This is a genomic window from Streptomyces sp. enrichment culture, assembly GCF_964272895.1.
Taxonomy (GTDB): Bacteria; Actinomycetota; Actinomycetes; order Streptomycetales; family Streptomycetaceae; genus Streptomyces.
On the sequence record NZ_OZ186832.1, the window covers coordinates 3,616,013 to 3,634,313 of the forward strand.

The window sequence follows — 18,301 nt, forward strand, 5'->3', positions numbered from 1 at the left end:
GGGGGACGGATGCGCAGGCCCGGGGGATGGTGGCGGCGCAAGAGCACGCCGGCCAAGGTCGAGACGTACACCCGCTGGTCGTTCCACTTCTTCGGGGTGACCGAGGTCTTCGCCGTCGGTGTCTCCGCCCTGGGCGAGGCCGGGCCGGAGATCGGCGTGTGGCTGCTGCTCGCGGTGTGCGTGCACGCCGCGGTCGTCATGGTGACCGCGTCGCGGGCACTGGACTGGACGCGCGGGCAGGGGCCGCAGCCGCTGCGGCTGATGGGGACGCTCGCCGTCGTGACCGCGGCGATCGCCGTCGCCGCGATCACGCTCGCCGAGCACGGGCCGGGCGGCCGGGACGTGGCGTCCTCCGCCGGGCTGGTCTTCGGGGGCGTCCTGCCCTTCGGGGCGGGCACCATCGCGCTCGGGGTGCGCGACCGGCGGCGGGTGTTCGCGGTCGTGGGCGGCTTCGCGCTGGGGGCCGCCGCCGTGTCCTGGCCCCTGGGGCTGTCCGCGCCCGTCGCGCTGTTCACCGCGGTCGTGGTGCTGTTCGGCGGCGGGTTCCTCGCCTTCACCTCCATGTTCTCCGTCTGGCTGCTGAACGCCGTCTACGAGCTCGACGCGGCCCGCGAGACCCGTGCCCGGCTCGCGGTCGCCGAGGAGCGGCTGCGGTTCGCGCGCGATCTGCACGATGTGATGGGGCGCAACCTCGCCGTGATCGCCCTCAAGAGCGAGCTCGCCGTCCAACTGGCCCGGCGGGAACGGCCGGAGGCCGTGGAGCAGATGACCGAGGTGCAGCGGATCGCACAGGAGTCGCAGCGCGAGGTGCGCGATGTCGTACGCGGCTACCGGGAGGCCGATCTGGAGGTCGAGCTCGCCGGGGCGAAGGGGGTGCTGACGGCCGCCGGGATCGAGTGCGAGGTCAGCGGGCAGGCCGCCGGGCTGCCCGCCGAGGTGCAGTCGGCGCTGGGCTGGGTCGTACGGGAGGCGACGACCAATGTGCTGCGGCACGGGGACGCCGGGCGCTGTGCCGTGGGGCTTCGGGTGGAGGCGGGGCGGGTGGTGCTGACGGTGGAGAACGACGGTGCCGGTGCCGCCGGCCCGAATACGGGCGGCTCGGGACTGGCGGGGCTGCGGGAGCGGCTGGCCGCGCTGGAGGGCACGCTGGAGGCGGCGTGTGCCGGGGACGGGGTGTTCCGGGTGGTGGCCGAGGTGCCGTTGGCGGCGATGGGCGAGGTGCGGGCATGACTCCCGTACGGCTGCTGCTCGCGGACGACGAGCACCTCATCCGGGGTGCCCTGGCCGCGCTGCTCGCGCTGGAGGACGATCTCGTGATCGTCGCCGAGGCCGCGACGGGACCCGAGGCACTGGCGATGGCCCGGGCGCACGCGCCCGATGTCGCCGTACTGGATCTGCAGATGCCGGGGGCGGACGGTGTGAAGGTCGCCACATCCCTGCGGGCGGAACTGCCCGCCTGCAAGGTGCTGATCGTGACCAGCCACGGGCGGCCCGGGCATCTGAAGCGGGCGCTCGCGGCCGGGGTGCGCGGCTTCGTGCCGAAGACCGTCAGCGCCCAGCGGCTCGCCGAGATCATCCGTACCGTGCACGCCGGAAACCGCTATGTCGACCCGGAGTTGGCGGCCGACGCCATCGCCGCCGGGGACTCGCCGCTGACCGCGCGGGAAGCGGAGGTACTGGAGCTGGCGGCCGACGGGGCGCCCGTCGCGGAGATCGCCGAGCGGGCCGCGCTGTCCCAGGGGACGGTCCGCAACTACCTCTCCTCGGCCGTCACCAAGCTCGGTGCGGAGAACCGTCATGCGGCAGTGCGTCTCGCGCGCGAGCGAGGTTGGGTATAGTTGCTCTCGCGCCACGGCGCACTGCGGACGTAGCTCAGTTGGTAGAGCGCAACCTTGCCAAGGTTGAGGTCGCGAGTTCGAGCCTCGTCGTCCGCTCGGGAGAAGAACCCCGGTCCCTCTGGACCGGGGTTTTTTCGTGCCCTTAAGGGGTGTTGGCCCCTTGGCCCCCGGTGTCCCAGGGGCCACAGGCGTGTCACGCCCAGCTGGTGCCCGTCAGACGCTCGTACGCCTCGACGTACTTGGCGCGGGTGGCCTCGACGATCTGCTCCGGCAGCGCGGGCGGCGGCTGCTCGCTCTTGCGGTCCCAGCCGGATTCCGCGGAGGTCAGCCAGTCCCGCACGAACTGCTTGTCGTACGACGGCTGCGCGCGGCCCGGCTGCCACTGGTCGGCCGGCCAGAAGCGGGAGGAGTCGGGGGTGAGGACCTCGTCGGCGATGACCAGCTCGTCGCCCTCGAACCCGAACTCGAACTTGGTGTCGGCGAGGAGGATGCCCCGGTCACGGGCGATGTCGCGGGCGCGGCCGTAGACGGCGAGGGTCGTCTGGCGCAGCCGGGCGGCGGTGTCGGCGCCGACCTGGCGGGCGACCTCCTCGTAGGAGACGTTCTCGTCGTGCTCGCCGACGGCCGCCTTGGTGGCCGGGGTGAAGATCGGGGCGGGCAGTTCGGAGCCGTCGACAAGGCCCTCGGGCAGGGCGAGACCGCAGACGGTACGGGACTGCTGGTACTCGGCGAGGCCGGAGCCGGTGAGGTAGCCGCGGGCCACGCACTCCACGGGGATCATCCGCAGGGACTTGCAGACCAGGGTGCGGCCGGCCCAGTCGGCGGGGGCGCCCTCGGGCGCCTCGGTGCTCAGGACGTGGTTGGGGACCAGGTCGGCCAGCTGGTCGAACCACCACAGGGAGAGCTGGGTGAGCACCCGGCCCTTGTCGGGGATCTCGGTGGGCAGCACCCAGTCGTAGGCGGACATGCGGTCGCTGGCCACCATCACGAGGTCGCCCGCCTCGTTCCGGTACAGATCGCGCACCTTGCCGGTGTGCAGATGCACCAGGCCCGGCACCTGAACGGGCTCGGGCTTTTCGACGAATCCGGACACGGTTCCTCCCCGTGGTTCTGTCCAAGTGGCTCGATTGTCCCGTATCGGGGAGCGGGCCGCGGACAGGGGGTCAGTCCCGTTTGCAGATGCGGTCCAGGAGGTTGGCGGTGGCGCGCTGGATGCGCGGGTCGACGTGGCCCGGCCGGTCCAGGGCCGGTGACCAGGCGAACGTCCCGGACGCGAACACCCAGGCGCCGGAGGGGGCGCGGTACAGGGACGTCTCCTGGTGGCGCCGGCCACCGTCGGCGTCGGTGTACGGGGAGTGGGCGAGCAGGACGCGCTCCTCGTGCTCGGGCAGCGCGGTGCGCGGGAAGTAGCGGTCCGCCTCGCCCGCGACCAGGCCCTCGATCTCGTCGCCCTCGTGCGCGCCGGTCGCCTCCCACATCCAGTGGCCGGCGTTGCGGACGATCAGGGGCTGCGGTTCGGGCACCCGGCCGGCGTACTGGATGCCGAGCAACTGCTGCTCGGGACGGTCGATTTCACGCCACAGCACGGGTTTTCCGGGGCCCTTGCGCTTGCGGCAGGTGAGCAGGCGGTCGGGGACGCCGGAAGGGGAGGGGGCGAGGTCGACCTGCCAGTACAGGGTGTTGGCGGACAGGAAGACCAGGGAGGTGCCGGTGTCGCGGGCCAGTTCGGCCGTGCGGCGCATGGGGATCGACCAGTACTCGTCGTGGCCGGGGAAGACCAGGCCCCGGTAGCGGGCGGGGTCGACGCGGCCGGAGTGCAGGTCGCGGGCGTCGGCGTAGGCGAGGTCGTAGCCGTAGCGCTCGGCGAACCGGATGAAGTCGTAGGCGTGACCCACGTGCAGGGGCAGGCCGGCGCCGGCGTAGGGGCGGTCGAAGGAGACGGTGGTGGCGGCGTCGGCCTCGCCGAGCAGGCGGCCGTCCTCGTCCCAGGCGTGGTAGAAGCTGGCGCCGGTGCGGCCGTCCTCCGGGTAGAGGTTGTACGCCTGCCAGGTGATGTCCGGCAGGACCAGCAGGAGGTCGGCCGGGTGGTCGTCGCGGACCGTGAAGGGGATGTGGGAGCGGTACCCGTCGGCGGTGGTCAGTACGGCGACGTAGGCGCCGTTGCTCCAGTACGACGGGACCTGAAGGCGCCAGGACAGCCACCAGTGGTGGCAGGAGACCGTGCGGTCGGCGGTCAGCGGCGGGGGCTGGACGATGCCGGAGAGGCGGGGGCTCGTGGTGATCTTGGCTGCGCCGTCGCCGCCGTAGTGGCCGATGCGGTAGATGTCGACGCCGAATTCCTGGGGTGGGTCCACGGTGATGTGGAAGTCCAGGGCCTCGCCGGGGGCGACGGCGCCGGTGGAGACGAAGCCCTTGATCTGGCGGCGGACGTCGTCGGCCGAGCGGGGGGCGCCGTGGGGCGGGGCGGGGGCGTTGCGGGGGGCGGGGACGCGGGGGCCCTCTCGGGTGGGGCGGGTGGAGGTGAGGTGCTTCGGGTCGAGGTGCTTCGGGTCGAGGTGCTCCGGGGCGGGGTCCACGTACCAGGGGACCACCTGGCCGGTGTCGTCGAAGTACGTCTCGGTGCCGCGCAGCCAGGGGAGGGGGCCCTGGCCGAAGGGGTCCGTCACGGCGTGGGCGAGTGCGCCGGACTCCCAGCGGCGGATGTGCTCCGATGCCATGTGGCTCCCCTCCCTCGTGCCCCGTGTGCCGCTGCGCGGCGTATCGGTGTATCGGTGTGTCGCCTGCTGTCCGGAGTGGCGTGCGGAGTGGCGTACGGCGGCGGTCACGGGCTCGGTGGTCGGTCGGTGCGGTGGTTCTTGCGGGTGGCGCGCGCGGCTGGTCTATGTCGTGCGTTCTTGCCATGTGCGCGACCGGTCCCAGCACATCACATTGCGCACGGATCCCGTCACTGTTCGTCTTCGATTGACCGAAAGTGGAAGGGTCCGCTCCGGTATCGGGCGTGGGAGGGGTCAGACGAGGCGGACCGGTTTCTCGGGGCGTATGCCGACCTCGGTCAGCCAGGCGCGCAGGGGGGTGGGGTCGCCGTCCTCAAGGAGAGTGAGGACTCGGGGGGCGAGGTCGGTGGCGCGTTCTCCGTGGACGAGGAGGGAGGGGCCGTCCAGCCAGTCCAGGCCCGGGGTGGCGCCTGCGGTGTCTATGGCGGCGCAGCAGATCATCGCGGTGATGTGGTCGGCGAGGAGTTCACGAGGGCTGCGGGGAGGCTGGAGGGGGAAGAGGGGGAGGGCGTCGTCGTCCCAGAGGGCGGTGCCGGGGGTGGTGGGACGGTCGGGGCCGGTGGGTTGTGCCTGGGCCTCTTCTCGGGCCAGCTCTGCGTGGAGGCATTCGGCGAGGGCGGTGGAGCGGGGGGTGGGGGCCGGTTCGGTGTCGTCCTCGGCCTCGGCTTCGCCTTCGGCCGTTGTGTTCCCACCCGCACCACCCGTGCGGGTTTCGTGGTCGGGTGCGGGTGGCCCCTGTGGGGCGCCTTCGCCGTCGGCGGCCGCCTGGTGGGGGGTGGCGGAATCCGTCGCCGGGGCGGGGGCGGGGGCGGACGCGGAGGCGGAGTGGGTGGCCGGGGCGTGGGTGGGGGTGAGGGCGCCGCCGGTGGGTGCGGTGGGGTCGGGGGTCGGGGTGGGGCCGAGGGCGGAGTCGGTGGGTGGGGCGTGGGTGGGGGTCGGGGCGCCGCCGGTGGGTGCGGTGGCGTCAGGGGACGGGGTGACGCCCAGGGCCGCGTCGGGTGCCGGGGTGCCGGGGGCGGAGGGCTCCGGGGACGGCGTGAGACCCAGAGCCGCGTCGGGTGCCGGGGTGCCGGGGGCGGTGGGCTCCGGGGACGAGGTGACGCCCAGAGCCGAGTCGGGCACCGGAGCGCCGGAGGCGGTGGGCTCCGGGGACGAGGTGTGGCCCAGGGCCGCGTCGGGTGCCGGAGCGCCGGGGATGGTGGGCTCCGGGGACGAGGTGATGCCCAGGGCCGCGTCAGGCACCGGAGCACCGGGAACGGTGGGCTCTGAGGGGTCGGGCTGGTGGTGGGCTGGCGGTTCGGTGGGGGTCAGGTGGTCCAGGACTCGGTTGAGGGTGGGGGCCTCGGGGTGGGGGCCGGTGCGGCGGACGCCGAGGGTGTCGAGGACGCGGTGGAGGCGGGCGGCGTCGGTGCGCCATTTGCGGTCGACGACCTCCTCCGGGTACTCCTGCCAGTCCACGGGCGCCCAGTCGGGGCTAGGCTCGGCGGGGCCGCCGTGGAAGAGGCGGGCGGCCAGGAGCGAGGCGGCCTCGTCGATCGCGCCCGGCTCCTCCAGGAGGTCGCAGGCGGGGCGCTCGCCGAGGCGCGAGGTGAAGCCCTCGGCCAGGCGGTCCCGGCGGGACAGTTCCGTCAGGGCGGCCACCACACCCGCGTCCAGGCGGGACGGCCAGCGGCCCATGCGCCAGGCCGGCAGGGCGACCCGCGTCAGGAGGCGGTCCCAGCCCGCGTAGGCCAGGCCCACCTGCTCCTGGGCGACGATCCTGAGGCCGTAGTCCACAGCCTGTGCACGCTCGGCGGCCGCGGCCGCGACCCCGCGCTCCATCTCCACCGCGTGCTGCCGGCAGCCGCGCAGCATCAGCCGGGCCACCCAGCCGACGCCCGCCCACAGCGGCCGCAGCAGCGGGACGCGGGCCGGTGCCGACGCGACGGCCACCGCGGCGTCCAGACCCCGGACGAAACGCCGGGCCGCGGCTATGTCGGGGTGCGCCGACGGTCCCGTACCGGCGACGACCGGGGCGAGGACCGCGCGCAGCTCGCCGACGCGCATCCACCACAGGAACGGGGAGCCGATGACCAGGACGGGCGCCGTGGAGGCGCGGCGCGCGGTCCGGCCGGCGTCCGCCCTCTCGTCGCGGCCGGTCGCGGCGGGCGGGCCGTGCGCCGGGTGCGTGCGGTCCTCCAGCCAGCTGTCGCAGTCCGGGGTCAGCGCTATCGCGGAGGGCGCGGGCACGTCGAGACGGTCCGCCAGATCCCGTACGAGACGGTAGAGATCCGGCGCGGCCTCCTCCGTGATCGGGACCGTCGGGCTCAGCGCGGGCCTGGCCCGGGCCACCACCAGGGCGATACCGCCCGCCACGAGCAGCACCACCGCCGCGAGCACCGAGACCGCCCAGCGGGCGGCGTCCCAGCCGGACCCCACGAGGTGGTCCGTGGCCCCGCCGGCCCACAGGATCACCGCCGCCGCGGCGGGCAGCAGGGCCAGCGCCAGCGCCCGGCCCCGCACCCGCAGCACGGCCAGGGCCCGCGACCGTGCGGCCAGCGCGCCCGCCTCCACACCCATGCCGGTCACGACCGGACCACACCCCCTCGCTGCCGACCTGGTGCTGCTTTCCTGGCGTTGCTCACTCCCCCACTGTGGCACCCGCCACTGACATCGCAATGCCGGTGGGCCAAGTGCCGGAACGCTTGCGCGGCACCCTAGTTGGACCCGGGGCCCCCGTCAGCCGGATAGGGGATCGGTCACTCGATGGAATGGCTTTGGGGAGAGGTGGATGACGCAGGGCAAGGATCAGGCCCCGGATCCTGAGACGGATCCGGGGCCTGAGGGGTTCAGCCGGTGGGCGCCGTAGGCCCTGTGAGCGCCGTACGCCCGGTGAGCGCCGTACGCCCTACTCCCCCGCGGCCTTCGCCGCGATGTCCGTACGGTGCTGGGAGCCGTCGAGACGGATGCGGCCGACCGCCCGGTACGCCCGCTCGCGGGCCTCGGTGAGGTCCTTGCCGGTCGCCGTGACCGACAGCACGCGGCCGCCGGCGCTGACCACGGCGTCCCCGTCCCGCCGGGTGCCGGCGTGCAGGACGTAGGCGTGCGGGGCGTCCTCGGCGGCCACCTCGTCCAGACCGGTGATGGGGTCGCCGGTGCGCGGGGTGCCGGGGTAGTTGTGCGAGGCGACGACGACCGTGACGGCCGCCTCGTCGCTCCAGCGCAGCGGCGCCAGGTCCGCGAGGGTGCCCTCGGCGGCGGCCAGCAGGACCCCGGCCAGCGGCGTCTTCAGACGGGCCAGCACGACCTGCGTCTCCGGGTCGCCGAAACGGGCGTTGAACTCGATGACCCGCACACCGCGGCTGGTGATCGCCAGACCGGCGTAGAGCAGGCCGGAGAACGGGGTGCCCCGGCGGCGCAGCTCGTCGACGGTCGGCTGGAGGACGGTCTCCATGACCTCCTCGACCAGCTTCGGGTCGGCCCACGGCAGCGGGGAGTACGCGCCCATGCCGCCGGTGTTCGGGCCCTCGTCGTCGTCGAGCGCCCGCTTGAAGTCCTGGGCGGGCTGGAGCGGGACGACCGTCTCGCCGTCGGTGATCGCGAAGAGGGAGACCTCGGGGCCGTCCAGGAACTCCTCGATGACCACGCGGTCGCAGCCCGCCGCGTGCGCCTTGGCCGCCTCCAGGTCGGAGGTGACGACGACGCCCTTGCCGGCGGCCAGGCCGTCGTCCTTGACGACGTACGGGGCGCCGAAGGCGTCGAGGGCCTCGGCGACCTCATCCGCGGTCGTGCACACGTACGAACGGGCCGTCGGGACGCCCGCCGCCGCCATGACGTCCTTGGCGAATGCCTTGGAGCCCTCCAGCTGCGCGGCCTCCTTGGAGGGGCCGAAGACCGGGATGCCCGCCTCCCGCACGGCGTCGGCGACACCGGCGACCAGGGGGGCCTCCGGGCCGACGACGACCAGGTCGGCGCCGAGCTCCGTGGCCAGCGCGGCGACGGCGGCGCCGTCCAGGGCGTCGACCTGGTGCAGCTCGGCCACCTCGGCGATGCCGGCGTTGCCGGGGGCGCAGTGCAGCGCCGTGACGGCGGGGTCGAGGGACAGTGAGCGGCACAGGGCGTGTTCGCGGGCGCCGCTGCCGATGACGAGGACCTTCACGGGGTCAGCCTAACCGGAGGCCGGGTTGCGCCTTTGTGCGGGCCGCTGAAGGGGTGGGGGCGGCGGGGTTGTGGGTTCGTACGAGGCGGGGTGGGCCGTACGAGGTGACGGGGGCCGCGAGGTGACGTGGGCCGTACGAGGCGGTGGGGGCCGTACGAGGTGACGTGGGCGTACGAGGTGAGGGGTGCCGTACGAGGTGACGTGAACCGCGTGCCGCCGTGGCCGTCGGGCGCGCGGCCGCCGCTCACCGTGACGTGGCCGTCGGACCCGGTGACGGGGGTTCCGCCCCCGCCCTCACTCGTTCGTGAACTCCTCCACCACCGTCGCGCCCAGCTCCCGCACGATCAGTTCCTGGCCGGAGAGAGCCGACTCGTCGAGGTCGGGATCGTCGTCCTCGGGGATGTCGTCCTCGGGGGCCACCGGGGCGGGGGTGGGCTCCGGGGCCGGGGGCCGGGGGGCCGGGGCAGGTGCGGCGGCGGGGGCGGACGGCGTCGACGACTGCGCCGTGGGGGAGGGCGGCGCCGACTGGGGCGGGGCGGCGGTGGCGGTGCCGTAGCCGCCCGGGGCGGACGCGGAACCGTAACCGCCGCCGGGGCCGGACGGGCTGCCGTACCCGCCGGACGCCTGGGAGCCGTAGCCACCGGGGGTCGGAGAGCCGTAGCCACCGGGGCCGCCGGACTGTCCGGGCGCGGAGCCGCCCGAGGGGTCGACGACCGCCTCGATCTTCCAGTGGACGTTGAACTGCTCGACCAGGGCCTGGCGCAGCACGTCCTCGCTGCCGCTGCTCATGAAGTTGTCGCGGGCGCCGGAGTTGACGAAGCCGAGCTGGAGGGTGGTGCCGTCGAAGCCCGCCACCTGCGCGTTCTGGCTGAGCAGGATCCAGGTGAAGCGGCGGCGGTTCTTCACGGCCTCCAGGATGTTCGGCCACAGCGCGCGGGGGTCGAGACCGCCGGGCGCGGGGGTGGCCGGTGCCTGAGCGGCGGGGGCCGGGGAGGCGGGGGTGGGGGCGGGCGCGGGTGCGGGCGCGCTGGAGGCCGGTGCCGCGGAGGGCGCGGGGCTCGCGCCGCCGCCGGGGGCCGCCGCGGTGGGCCAGCCGCCGGGGCGACGGCCGCCGCCCGCCGAGGCGGCGGTGGGCCAGGCACCGGGGGCGGGCGCCGCTGGGGCCGGGGAAGCCGGGGACGGCTGGGGTACGGCGGAGCCGGTGTGCTCGGCGGCGGGCGCGGCCGGCACAGGCCCGGAAGGAGCCGTGGGAGCCGGAGCCGCAGGTGCCGAAGGTGCCTGCGAGGCCGCCGGAGGCACCGCTGCGGACGGCGCCGGCCCGCTCCCGCCCCCCGGGCCGCCCGCGGCGCCCGCGCCCTGCCCCGGACCGGGCGCACCCGCCCCCCGTACCGCCGCACGGGCCGCCGCCGCTCCCCCGCCCGGCGGGACCGGCTCGGCCTGCGAGGGGGCAGGCGCGGGGACGGTGCCGTGGCCGTGGGTCTGGGGGCCGCCGGCATGGGCCTCCGGTCCGGGGACGTACCCCATGGCCGGCATCCCCGCGGGCCCGCCCGCGGAGAAGGCGACGCCGCGCTCGATGCGGTCCAGGCGGGCCATGACCGAGCGTTCGTCGCCGTAGGCCGCGGGCAGCATCACGCGGGCGCAGATCAGCTCCAGCTGCAGGCGCGGGGAGGTGGCGCCGCGCATCTCGGTCAGCCCCTCGTTGACCAGGTCGGCGGCGCGGCTGAGCTCGGCGGCGCCGAAGGTGCTCGCCTGGGCCTGCATGCGCTCGATGACGTCGGCCGGGGCGTCGATGAGCCCCTTCTCGGCGGCGTCGGGCACGGCGGCGAGGATGACCAGGTCCCGCAGGCGCTCCAGCAGGTCGGCGACGAAGCGCCGGGGGTCGTTGCCGCCCTCGATGACGCGGTCGACGACCTCGAAGGCGGCGGCCCCGTCACCGGTGGCGAACGCCTCGACGACGGAGTCGAGGAGCGAGCCGTCGGTGTAGCCGAGGAGGGAGGTGGCCATGGCGTACGTCACACCCTCCTCGCCCGCGCCGGCGAGGAGCTGGTCCATGACGGACATGGAGTCACGCACGGAACCGGCACCGGCCCGCACGACGAGCGGCAGCACCCCGTCCTCGACGGGGATCTGCTCCTTCTGGCACACCTCGCCCAGGTAGTCCCGCAGGGTGCCCGGCGGCACCAGCCGGAAGGGGTAGTGGTGCGTACGCGAGCGGATGGTCCCGATGACCTTCTCGGGCTCGGTGGTGGCGAAGATGAACTTCAGATGCTCCGGGGGCTCCTCGACGACCTTCAGGAGCGCGTTGAAACCGGCCGACGTGACCATGTGGGCCTCGTCGATGATGTAGATCTTGTACCGGCTGGAGGCGGGGCCGAAGAACGCCTTCTCGCGCAGCTCACGGGCGTCGTCCACACCGCCGTGGGACGCGGCGTCGATCTCGATGACGTCGATGGAACCCGGACCGTTCCTGGCGAGGTCCCGGCACGACTGGCACTCCCCGCAGGGCGTCGGCGTGGGACCTTGCTCACAGTTCAGGCACCGGGCGAGGATGCGTGCGCTGGTGGTCTTGCCGCAGCCGCGCGGACCGCTGAACAGGTACGCGTGATTGACCCGGTTGTTCCGCAGCGCCTGCTGCAACGGGTCGGTGACATGCTCCTGCCCGATGACCTCGGCGAACGACTCCGGGCGATAGCGGCGGTACAGCGCGAGAGACGACACGCATACGAGGTTATAGGCGCCCACTGACAATCCGGACGGCCCGCAGCGTGACCCCGAACGCAGACGCCCCCCACGCACCCGCCAGAGCCGACCTACCCTTGCTGCCTTCCGGCCCTGGGGGAGTTCAGTCAGATAGCGCCGCGTGAGGGGCTGCGCCAAGGGTACCCGATCGCGGCCAGGGAGAACGACCGCCCGGGGCCGACGGGAACGGGTTCGCGAGCACACCTCTCGGTCATGTAATGTTTCCGGCGGAGGATTCGCCTAGAGGCCTAGGGCGCACGCTTGGAAAGCGTGTTGGGGGCAACCCCTCACGAGTTCGAATCTCGTATCCTCCGCCAGCCCGAGGGGCCGGACCGCGACAGTGGTCCGGCCCTTCGGCGTTCCTGCGGGAATTTGGGGGCCGGTCGGCGGTGAAGGGCCAGGTCAGTGCGGTGGGGGTGGGGGCTGCCGGGAGGGACTGTGCCCGCAGCCACAGCGGGCGGGGGGCGGTTGGGCGCATACTGAGCCATGACAAAGCCTGCTGCACCGAAGCGTCATCTGCCTACCAGCCCCTTCAAGGCGCCGGTCGTACCGGCCCCCAAGCACTTCGCCGTGGGGGACCAGGTCACCCATGACGTGTACGGCCTCGGCCGGGTCGTCGGCATCGAGGACGGAATCGCGGCGCACGTGGACTTCGGCTCCGCTCAGATGCGGATCTTGAGCCCGTACGGCAAGATGACCAAGCTGTAGGACCGCAGTGCCCGGTCACGGCACCTCGGGTCCCTTCCGGGACCCGCCACGAAAGAGAGTTCTCTCATCGATCTGACGTCGCTGTTCTCCGCCCCGGAGGGGCAACCCCGACGCTCCGTCGCAGCATCACCGCCGCCGGCGACCAATCCCTTCCAGGCCCCCGATTTCGGGGACGACGAGACCCTGCCGCCCGAGGAGCCACAGGCGCCCGCCTCGGGCACATCGCTGACGCGGCCCGAGGCCGCGTAGCTCCCGGACATCCCCAAGAGGGCCGGACCGCATCACGTGGTCCGGCCCTCTTGCGTGCATGAGCGACGTCGCCCCGCGTCCCCGGCGAGCGCCCCGGCGAGGTCCCCGGCCGTCCCTCGGCGGTACGGCCACAGTGGAATCGGTCCAATTCAGAGGGCAATGCCGGCGCAGGGCGCATCGGAAAAACAATGGCCCTCATTGCGTGGAGGCCACGGCCGGGGAGGACGTGCCGCAGCGCCGGTGAAATGGCCCGGACGCGGGGGCGCACGGTTGGGCTCGCGGCCTCCGGGATTCCGGGCGGATGTAGCGTGGCGGCGACCACGAGTCGTGACAGAGAGGGTCGGAGAATGCTCGGAAGCCTCGGCAAGAGGGAAGCCCATCTGGTCGCGCTGAGCGATCTCGACGAGGCGCGGGAGGCCGTCCGGCAGGCGCTGGCCGGCGCGTCCGCGGCCGAGGAGCCCGGGCTGCGGGCCGCGCTGAGCATCCTCGACCGGTTCGCCGGCTCCGACCCGCGGGTGCGGTGGGTCGCACAGGTGCTCGGGGAGCAGGGGATAGACCCGCGGACCCACGAGGTCGCCGCGATCAAGGCGCTGCGGGACGCGCTCCCCGGCCTGGGGCTGGCGCTGGCCGCCCAACTGGTGCGCGAGGCCAAGCAGGCCGCCTAGCCGCGGGTTCGGCGCGCAGCTCGCGACGCCCGGCCGGGGGCTCCCGGCCGGGCGTTCGCGTTGCGGGGGCCGTCGGCACCCTGAGTGAAAGTACTTGCCGGTCCGGAAAGTTCGGGCTGCCCCGGCCCAAGGGCTGCTGTGCGCGGGGGGATTGGCCCTGCTGGGCCTCTCCCGGTCCGACAGCGGGCCGAGGGGGATCGTCGTCGCCGTGGCCCTCGTCTGCTTCGTCTGCTTCGTCTGCCTCGTCGGCCCGCTGGGCGTGAACTGGCCGGCCCTGCACCGAAGTGGGGTCGCCCCCCTGCTTCACCTCGCGCGGCGCGCGCTCGCCGTGGCGCGGCCGGGGGCTGCCGGCCCTGCCGCGGCTGACGACCTGTGCGCCAGGGCCTCCAGGCGCGTACGCGGGCCTGCAACGCGTCATGACCGGCCCCGGCAGCCGCCCGCCCTGGACGAGGAGATCCACCATCCGACCCGGCTGACGGCGGCCGCGTTCCTGTCCGGCTGCGCGGAGCCGAGTTCGCCGCGGTACGGGACTACTGCGGCGTCTCCGACTCAGTGCTGAGCAAGGCGGTCACGGCCCTGGAGAACGCGGGCCGCGTGAGCGTCCGCAAGGGCTGCTTCGGCAAGCGCCCCGCTCCTTGGAATCCGCGGAATCCGCGCTGTTTCCGGGCCGGGAAGTCCTCCGCTTTCCGAAGCGACTTCAGAAGTGACACCAGAAGCGACTTCAGCAGTGACATCAGAAGGGACTTGCTCGGGAATTCCGAGGCCACCCAAGAAAAGCCCCCCAACCCGCGCAGCGTGACGGCTTTGGACATGCCCGCCGACGCAACGGCGGTTTCCGCCCCGGAACAGCCGGCCGGTTTCGGCCCAGCCCTGCGCACAGATCCCGGCGACTGGGTCATCCGTTCGGACGACCCCCGGTTCATCCCTTCCGCCCGCCGCACGCAGCCTCTCCGCCGACCGTCCGGGCGCCGATCCCGGCAGAGGATCGAAGCAAGGCAAGGCCGACGAGCGGCCGAGACACACACGAAGGGCTCCCGACATGCAGCACGGTCGCAAGAAGAAGCTGTCCACCCGCACCCGCGTCCTCACCGGCAGCGCCGTCCTGGCCGCCGTCGCCGCCGGCACGTTCGGCACCGTCGCCGCGAGCGCCGCCGACGCCCCGAAGGCCACCGCCCCGGTCGCCGCCGCGCAGAGCAACACCGTGCAGACCACGCACCTGACCATCGACGCCGCCACCGAGGCCGCCGAGGCCGCGCTGGAGGCCGCCGAGAAGGACGGCCAGCGCGTCTCCGTCGCCGTCGTGGACCGCAACGGCAACACCCTCGTCACCCTGCGCGGCGACGGCGCCGGCCCGCAGTCCTACGAGTCCGCCGAGCGCAAGGCGTACACCGCCGTCTCCTGGAACGCCCCCACCTCGGAGCTCGCCAAGCGCCTGGAGCAGGCCCCGAACCTGAAGGACATCCCCGGCACCCTGTTCCTCGGCGGCGGCGCCCCCGTCACCGCCAAGGGCGCCCCGATCGCGGGCATCGGTGTCGCCGGCGCCCCGTCCGGCGACCTGGACGAGAAGTACGCCCAGGCCGGCGCCGCCGCGCTCGCCAAGTGACGCGACGGCCGGGCCCGCCCCGCGGTGGGCCCGGCCGGCCGCGGGGAGGACGCCGATGCTGAGAACCCTGGCCCGCCGCGGAAGGAACCCGGTGACCGCCTTCGACCACGAGCTGCTCCTGGCCGCCGAACGCGGCGACACCGCCACGGTCCGCCTCGCCCTCCAGGCCGGTGCCGACGTCGAGGCCCGTGACGAGCACGGCCGCACCCCGCTGCTGCGCGCCGCTCTCGCCGACCGCGTCGGCACCGCCCGGCTGCTGCTGGCCGCGGGCGCCGACCCGAACGCGCGCGACGACCGGCAGGACACCCCCTGGCTGGTCACCGGGGTCACCGGCAGCGTCGCCATGATGCGCCTGCTGCTCCCGCACGCCCCCGACCTGACCCTGCGCAACCGCTACGGCGGCGTCTGCCTCATCCCCGCCGCCGAACGCGGCCACGTCGCCTACGTCCGTGCCGTCCTGGACGAGACCGACATCGACGTCGACCACGTCAACCGTCTCGGCTGGACCGCCCTGCTGGAGGCGGTCATCCTCGGCGACGGCGGCCGCGCCCACCAGCAGATCGTCGAACTCCTCCTCGCCGCCGGCGCCGACCCCGGCCTCCCCGACGCCGACGGCACCCCACCCCTGGAGCACGCCGAACGCCGCGGCTTCGAGCAGATCGCCGCCCTGCTGCGAAGGGCCACCCGATGAACCGCCGCGCCTTCCTCGGCGCCCTGGCCGTCACGACGGCCGCCGCCTGCACGCCGTCCCCGGCGGAGCGACCGCGCGCGAAGCCCCGTAGGACCGCTCCCGCCCCGGACGCGGTCCCCGGCGAACGGCTCCTCGTCAGCGACTTCGGCGCCGACACCGTCACCTTCGTCGACGCGGCGACCGGCCCCGTCGCCTCCGTCGAGGCCGGCACCGCCCCCTACGGACTGGCCGTCGGGAAGGACGGCCGGGCCTGGGTCGCGGCCGCCGAGGGCGTCGCCGTGATCGACACCCGCGCCCGCCGCCGCCTGGCCCTGGTCCCGTACCGCACCCCGCCCTCCCGCCTGGGACCGCCGACGCACGGCGAGTACCGCGGCGGCGGCATGGGCATCGCCCTGTCCCCCGACGGCCGGCACGTCCACGTCGGGGTGAACCTCCCCGGCGGACACGGCGTCCTGGAGACCCTCGACACCACCACGCTCCGGGTGACCCGCACGGTCCCGGTGGGCCGCCGCCCCTTCGACGTGGACGTCTCGCGGGACGGCTCCGAGGTGTACGCCACCGGCCACGACTCCTTCGACGTCACCGTCGTCCCCGAGCGCGGCCGCCCCCACCGCATCGAGGTGGCGCCCTACGGCACGGAGGGCGGCCTCGGCTCCTGGCTGAAGCCGCACTACGCGGCCGTACGCCCCGGCGACGGCCGTCTGCTGCTGCCGTTCGAGGGCGAGAGACTGGTCGTGCTCGACCCGCGCACCGGCCGCTCCGCGATCGAGCCGATGACGGCGAACACCCACCAGCACGGGGTCACCGTCACCCCGGACGGCACCGTCCTGGTCGTGGGCACCGGCCCCATCGACCCGTCGCAGGACCGCGGCCCCTCCCTGACCGTCCGCACCCCCACCGGACGGGAACGCGTGATCGAGCTGGACGGCCCGCACGAGGACGTCGCCGTGTCCCGCGACGGCCGCACCGCCTATGTCACCGGCGGCTTCACGCGGGACGGCCACTGGGACGGCATCACGGTCGTCGACCTCCCCACCGGCACCACCCGCCGCCTCCCCGCGGGGCACCGCCCCCTGGGGATAGCGGTCCTGTGACCTCAGGGCACCAGCCGCTGCTCCTTGGCCACCGACACGGCTCCCGCACGGGTGTCGACGCCGAGCTTGTCGTAGATCCGCCGCAGATGCGTCTTCACGGTGGCCTCGCTGATGAACAGGGTGCGGGCGATCTCGCGGTTGGGCAGCCCCTGCGCGAGGTGGGTGAGGATGTCGCGCTCGCGGGGCGTGAGGGCGGGGCGGGGGCTGCGCATCTGGGCCATGACCCGCCCGGCGACGGGCGCGGACAGCGCGGTGCGGCCCTCGGCGGCGGCGTGGAGGGCGGCGAACAGCTCCTCGGGCCGCTCGGCCTTCAGCAGATAGCCGGTGGCCCCGGCCTCGATGGCACGCGTGATGTCCGCGTCCGTGTCGTACGTCGTCAGCACCAGCACATGCGGCCTGCCCCCGCGGCGCGCGGCGACGATCCGCCGGGTGGCCTCCACCCCGTCGATCCCCGCCCCGAGCTGAAGATCCATCAGCACCACGTCCGGATCGAGCTTCCGGGCCAGCGCGACGGCCTCCTCCCCGCTGCCCGCCTCCCCCACCACCTCGATGTCCGGGGCGCTGCCGAGCAGGGCGAGCAGACCGGCCCGCACCACCACGTGGTCGTCGCAGACGAGAACCCGCGTCATTTCGGCTCCAGGGGGATCGCGGCGGACAGGACGGTGCCCTCACCGGGCGCGGACTCCACGGCGAGCGTGCCGCCGAGCTGACGCAGCCGGGCCCGGATGGCGGGCAGCCCGTACCCGCGGGCGGCCGACGCCTGCACGTCCTCGGGGTCGAACCCGCTGCCGTCGTCGGCCACATCGAGCAGGATCTGGTCGTCCAGGCACGTCAGCGTGAGCGTGGCCGTGGTGGCGTGCGCGTGTTCGCGTACGTTGGCCAGGGCGCCCTGAGCGATCCGCAGCAGCGCGGACTCCACCGGCGCGGGCAGCGGCACCGGCAGGACGCCCTCGGTGTGCACCCGCACGGTCAGCCCGGCCCCGCTCTCCCGCGCGGCGACCGCCCGCAGCGCCTGAGGCAGCCCGCCCGCACCGGCGAGGTCGGCCGGGGTGAGGTCGTGCACGAACCGGCGGGCCTCGGCGAGGTTGGACTCGGCGATGGAGGCGGCCGTACGGACATGACCGCGGGCGGTGTCCGGGGCGCTGTCCCAGACCCGGTCGGCGGCCTGGAGCAGCATGCGCTGGCTGGACAGTCCCTGCGCCAGCGTGTCATGGATCTCGCGGGCGAGCCGCTCCCGCTCCGCCAGCGTTCCCTCCCGGCGCTCGGTGGCGGCCAGCTCGCGGCGGGTGCGGATCAGATCGTCGACGATGGCCCGCTGCCGCGCGGTCTGCCGTTCCATCACCACGAACACGGTGGTGGCCACGGCGGCGACGGCGGGCGGCGCGAGCAGCACATTCGGATCGGCCCAGCCGGCCAGCTTCAGCTGCGCGCCCACGGTCAGCGCGGTCAGCAGCGCCACCAGCGTCACCGCGGCCCGCACCGGCAGCGTCCGCAGCCCGGTGTAGAACAGCGGCACGGCACACCAGGCGAAGCTGGGCGCCATCACCACCAGCACGGCCCACGCCCCGACCACCGCGCCCAGCCAGACCAGCCGGCGCGCACTGAGCCGCGTACCGAGCGCGCCCCCCAGCACATACAGCGCCGCCAGCAGCACGGACAGGGCGATGACCCAGGGCATCCGGGGCTCGCCGGCGTGCCGGGCGAGGTAGCGCGCGAGGGAGGCGCCGAGCAGCACGAAGAAGGCGCTGTGCATGACGACCGCGAGGGCGCGGGTGTCGTCCCGTTCCTCTGCTGGAGTCATC

At 74.3% G+C, this 18,301-nt stretch carries 14 protein-coding genes, 2 tRNA genes and 1 other RNA gene; 9 read left to right on the forward strand and 8 right to left on the reverse strand.

Annotation, left to right across the window (positions count from 1 at the left end):
• Window positions 1–9: 9 nt before the first annotated feature.
• The 3 genes from ACSU6M_RS16320 (at window position 10) to ACSU6M_RS16330 (ending at window position 1,934) form a co-directional block, all read left to right on the forward strand.
• Window positions 10–1,230 (forward strand): sensor histidine kinase, encoded by a 1,221-nt coding sequence (locus tag ACSU6M_RS16320; RefSeq protein WP_437070447.1) that lies wholly within the window; start codon window positions 10–12, stop codon window positions 1,228–1,230.
• Window positions 1,227–1,838 carry a response regulator gene (locus tag ACSU6M_RS16325; RefSeq protein WP_437070448.1) on the forward strand — a complete coding sequence of 204 codons (612 nt, stop codon included), beginning with the start codon at window positions 1,227–1,229 and terminating at the stop codon, window positions 1,836–1,838. The genes ACSU6M_RS16320 and ACSU6M_RS16325 overlap by 4 nt, the downstream gene beginning before the upstream one ends.
• Window positions 1,839–1,861: 23 nt before the next feature.
• A tRNA-Gly gene (locus ACSU6M_RS16330) sits at window positions 1,862–1,934 on the forward strand.
• Window positions 1,935–2,031: 97 nt separating this feature from the next.
• Here the strand turns inward: ACSU6M_RS16330 and ACSU6M_RS16335 are convergent.
• The 6 genes from ACSU6M_RS16335 to ffs form a co-directional block, all read right to left on the reverse strand.
• Entirely contained in the window at window positions 2,032–2,931 is a 900-nt protein-coding gene (locus ACSU6M_RS16335) for a phosphoribosylaminoimidazolesuccinocarboxamide synthase (RefSeq protein WP_437070449.1), read from the reverse strand.
• 70 nt (window positions 2,932–3,001) lie between these two features.
• Window positions 3,002–4,555 (reverse strand): N,N-dimethylformamidase beta subunit family domain-containing protein, encoded by a 1,554-nt coding sequence (locus ACSU6M_RS16340; RefSeq protein ID WP_437070450.1) that lies wholly within the window; start codon window positions 4,553–4,555, stop codon window positions 3,002–3,004.
• A 291-nt stretch (window positions 4,556–4,846) separates the two neighbouring features.
• Window positions 4,847–7,180 carry a hypothetical protein gene (locus tag ACSU6M_RS16345; RefSeq protein ID WP_437070451.1) on the reverse strand — a complete coding sequence of 778 codons (2,334 nt, stop codon included), beginning with the start codon at window positions 7,178–7,180 and terminating at the stop codon, window positions 4,847–4,849.
• A 319-nt stretch (window positions 7,181–7,499) separates the two neighbouring features.
• A complete protein-coding gene (gene purD / locus ACSU6M_RS16350; RefSeq protein WP_437070452.1) occupies window positions 7,500–8,750 on the reverse strand; it encodes a phosphoribosylamine--glycine ligase in 1,251 nt (416 codons plus the stop codon).
• Between the two features lie 294 nt (window positions 8,751–9,044).
• Window positions 9,045–11,468, reverse strand: a complete 2,424-nt coding sequence (locus ACSU6M_RS16355) for a DNA polymerase III subunit gamma and tau (RefSeq protein WP_437070453.1) — start codon at window positions 11,466–11,468, stop codon at window positions 9,045–9,047.
• Window positions 11,469–11,527: 59 nt separating this feature from the next.
• Window positions 11,528–11,622: signal recognition particle sRNA small type (ffs, locus tag ACSU6M_RS16360), an RNA gene on the reverse strand.
• A gap of 96 nt (window positions 11,623–11,718) precedes the next feature.
• Between ffs and ACSU6M_RS16365 the strand changes: the two genes are divergently transcribed.
• The 6 genes from ACSU6M_RS16365 (at window position 11,719) to ACSU6M_RS16390 (ending at window position 16,499) form a co-directional block, all read left to right on the forward strand.
• Window positions 11,719–11,806 (forward strand) — tRNA-Ser (locus tag ACSU6M_RS16365).
• A gap of 169 nt (window positions 11,807–11,975) precedes the next feature.
• A complete protein-coding gene (locus tag ACSU6M_RS16370) occupies window positions 11,976–12,197 on the forward strand; it encodes a hypothetical protein (protein WP_437070454.1) in 222 nt (73 codons plus the stop codon).
• Window positions 12,198–12,793: 596 nt separating this feature from the next.
• Window positions 12,794–13,111: a hypothetical protein gene (locus ACSU6M_RS16375; protein ID WP_437070455.1), complete on the forward strand. Its 318-nt coding sequence runs from the start codon at window positions 12,794–12,796 to the stop codon at window positions 13,109–13,111.
• A gap of 1,039 nt (window positions 13,112–14,150) precedes the next feature.
• Window positions 14,151–14,714 carry a GlcG/HbpS family heme-binding protein gene (locus ACSU6M_RS16380; protein ID WP_437070456.1) on the forward strand — a complete coding sequence of 188 codons (564 nt, stop codon included), beginning with the start codon at window positions 14,151–14,153 and terminating at the stop codon, window positions 14,712–14,714.
• A 91-nt stretch (window positions 14,715–14,805) separates the two neighbouring features.
• On the forward strand, window positions 14,806–15,405 hold the full coding sequence (locus ACSU6M_RS16385; RefSeq protein WP_437075174.1) for an ankyrin repeat domain-containing protein: 600 nt from the start codon (window positions 14,806–14,808) through the stop codon (window positions 15,403–15,405).
• Complete coding sequence (locus ACSU6M_RS16390) at window positions 15,402–16,499, forward strand: YncE family protein (RefSeq protein WP_437070457.1); 1,098 nt, start codon at window positions 15,402–15,404, stop codon at window positions 16,497–16,499. The genes ACSU6M_RS16385 and ACSU6M_RS16390 overlap by 4 nt, the downstream gene beginning before the upstream one ends.
• A gap of 2 nt (window positions 16,500–16,501) precedes the next feature.
• Here the strand turns inward: ACSU6M_RS16390 and ACSU6M_RS16395 are convergent, their stop codons facing one another.
• Window positions 16,502–17,128 (reverse strand): response regulator, encoded by a 627-nt coding sequence (locus ACSU6M_RS16395; protein WP_437070458.1) that lies wholly within the window; start codon window positions 17,126–17,128, stop codon window positions 16,502–16,504.
• Complete coding sequence (locus tag ACSU6M_RS16400; RefSeq protein ID WP_437070459.1) at window positions 17,125–18,300, reverse strand: sensor histidine kinase; 1,176 nt, start codon at window positions 18,298–18,300, stop codon at window positions 17,125–17,127. The genes ACSU6M_RS16395 and ACSU6M_RS16400 overlap by 4 nt, the downstream gene beginning before the upstream one ends.
• Window position 18,301 lies beyond the last annotated feature (1 nt).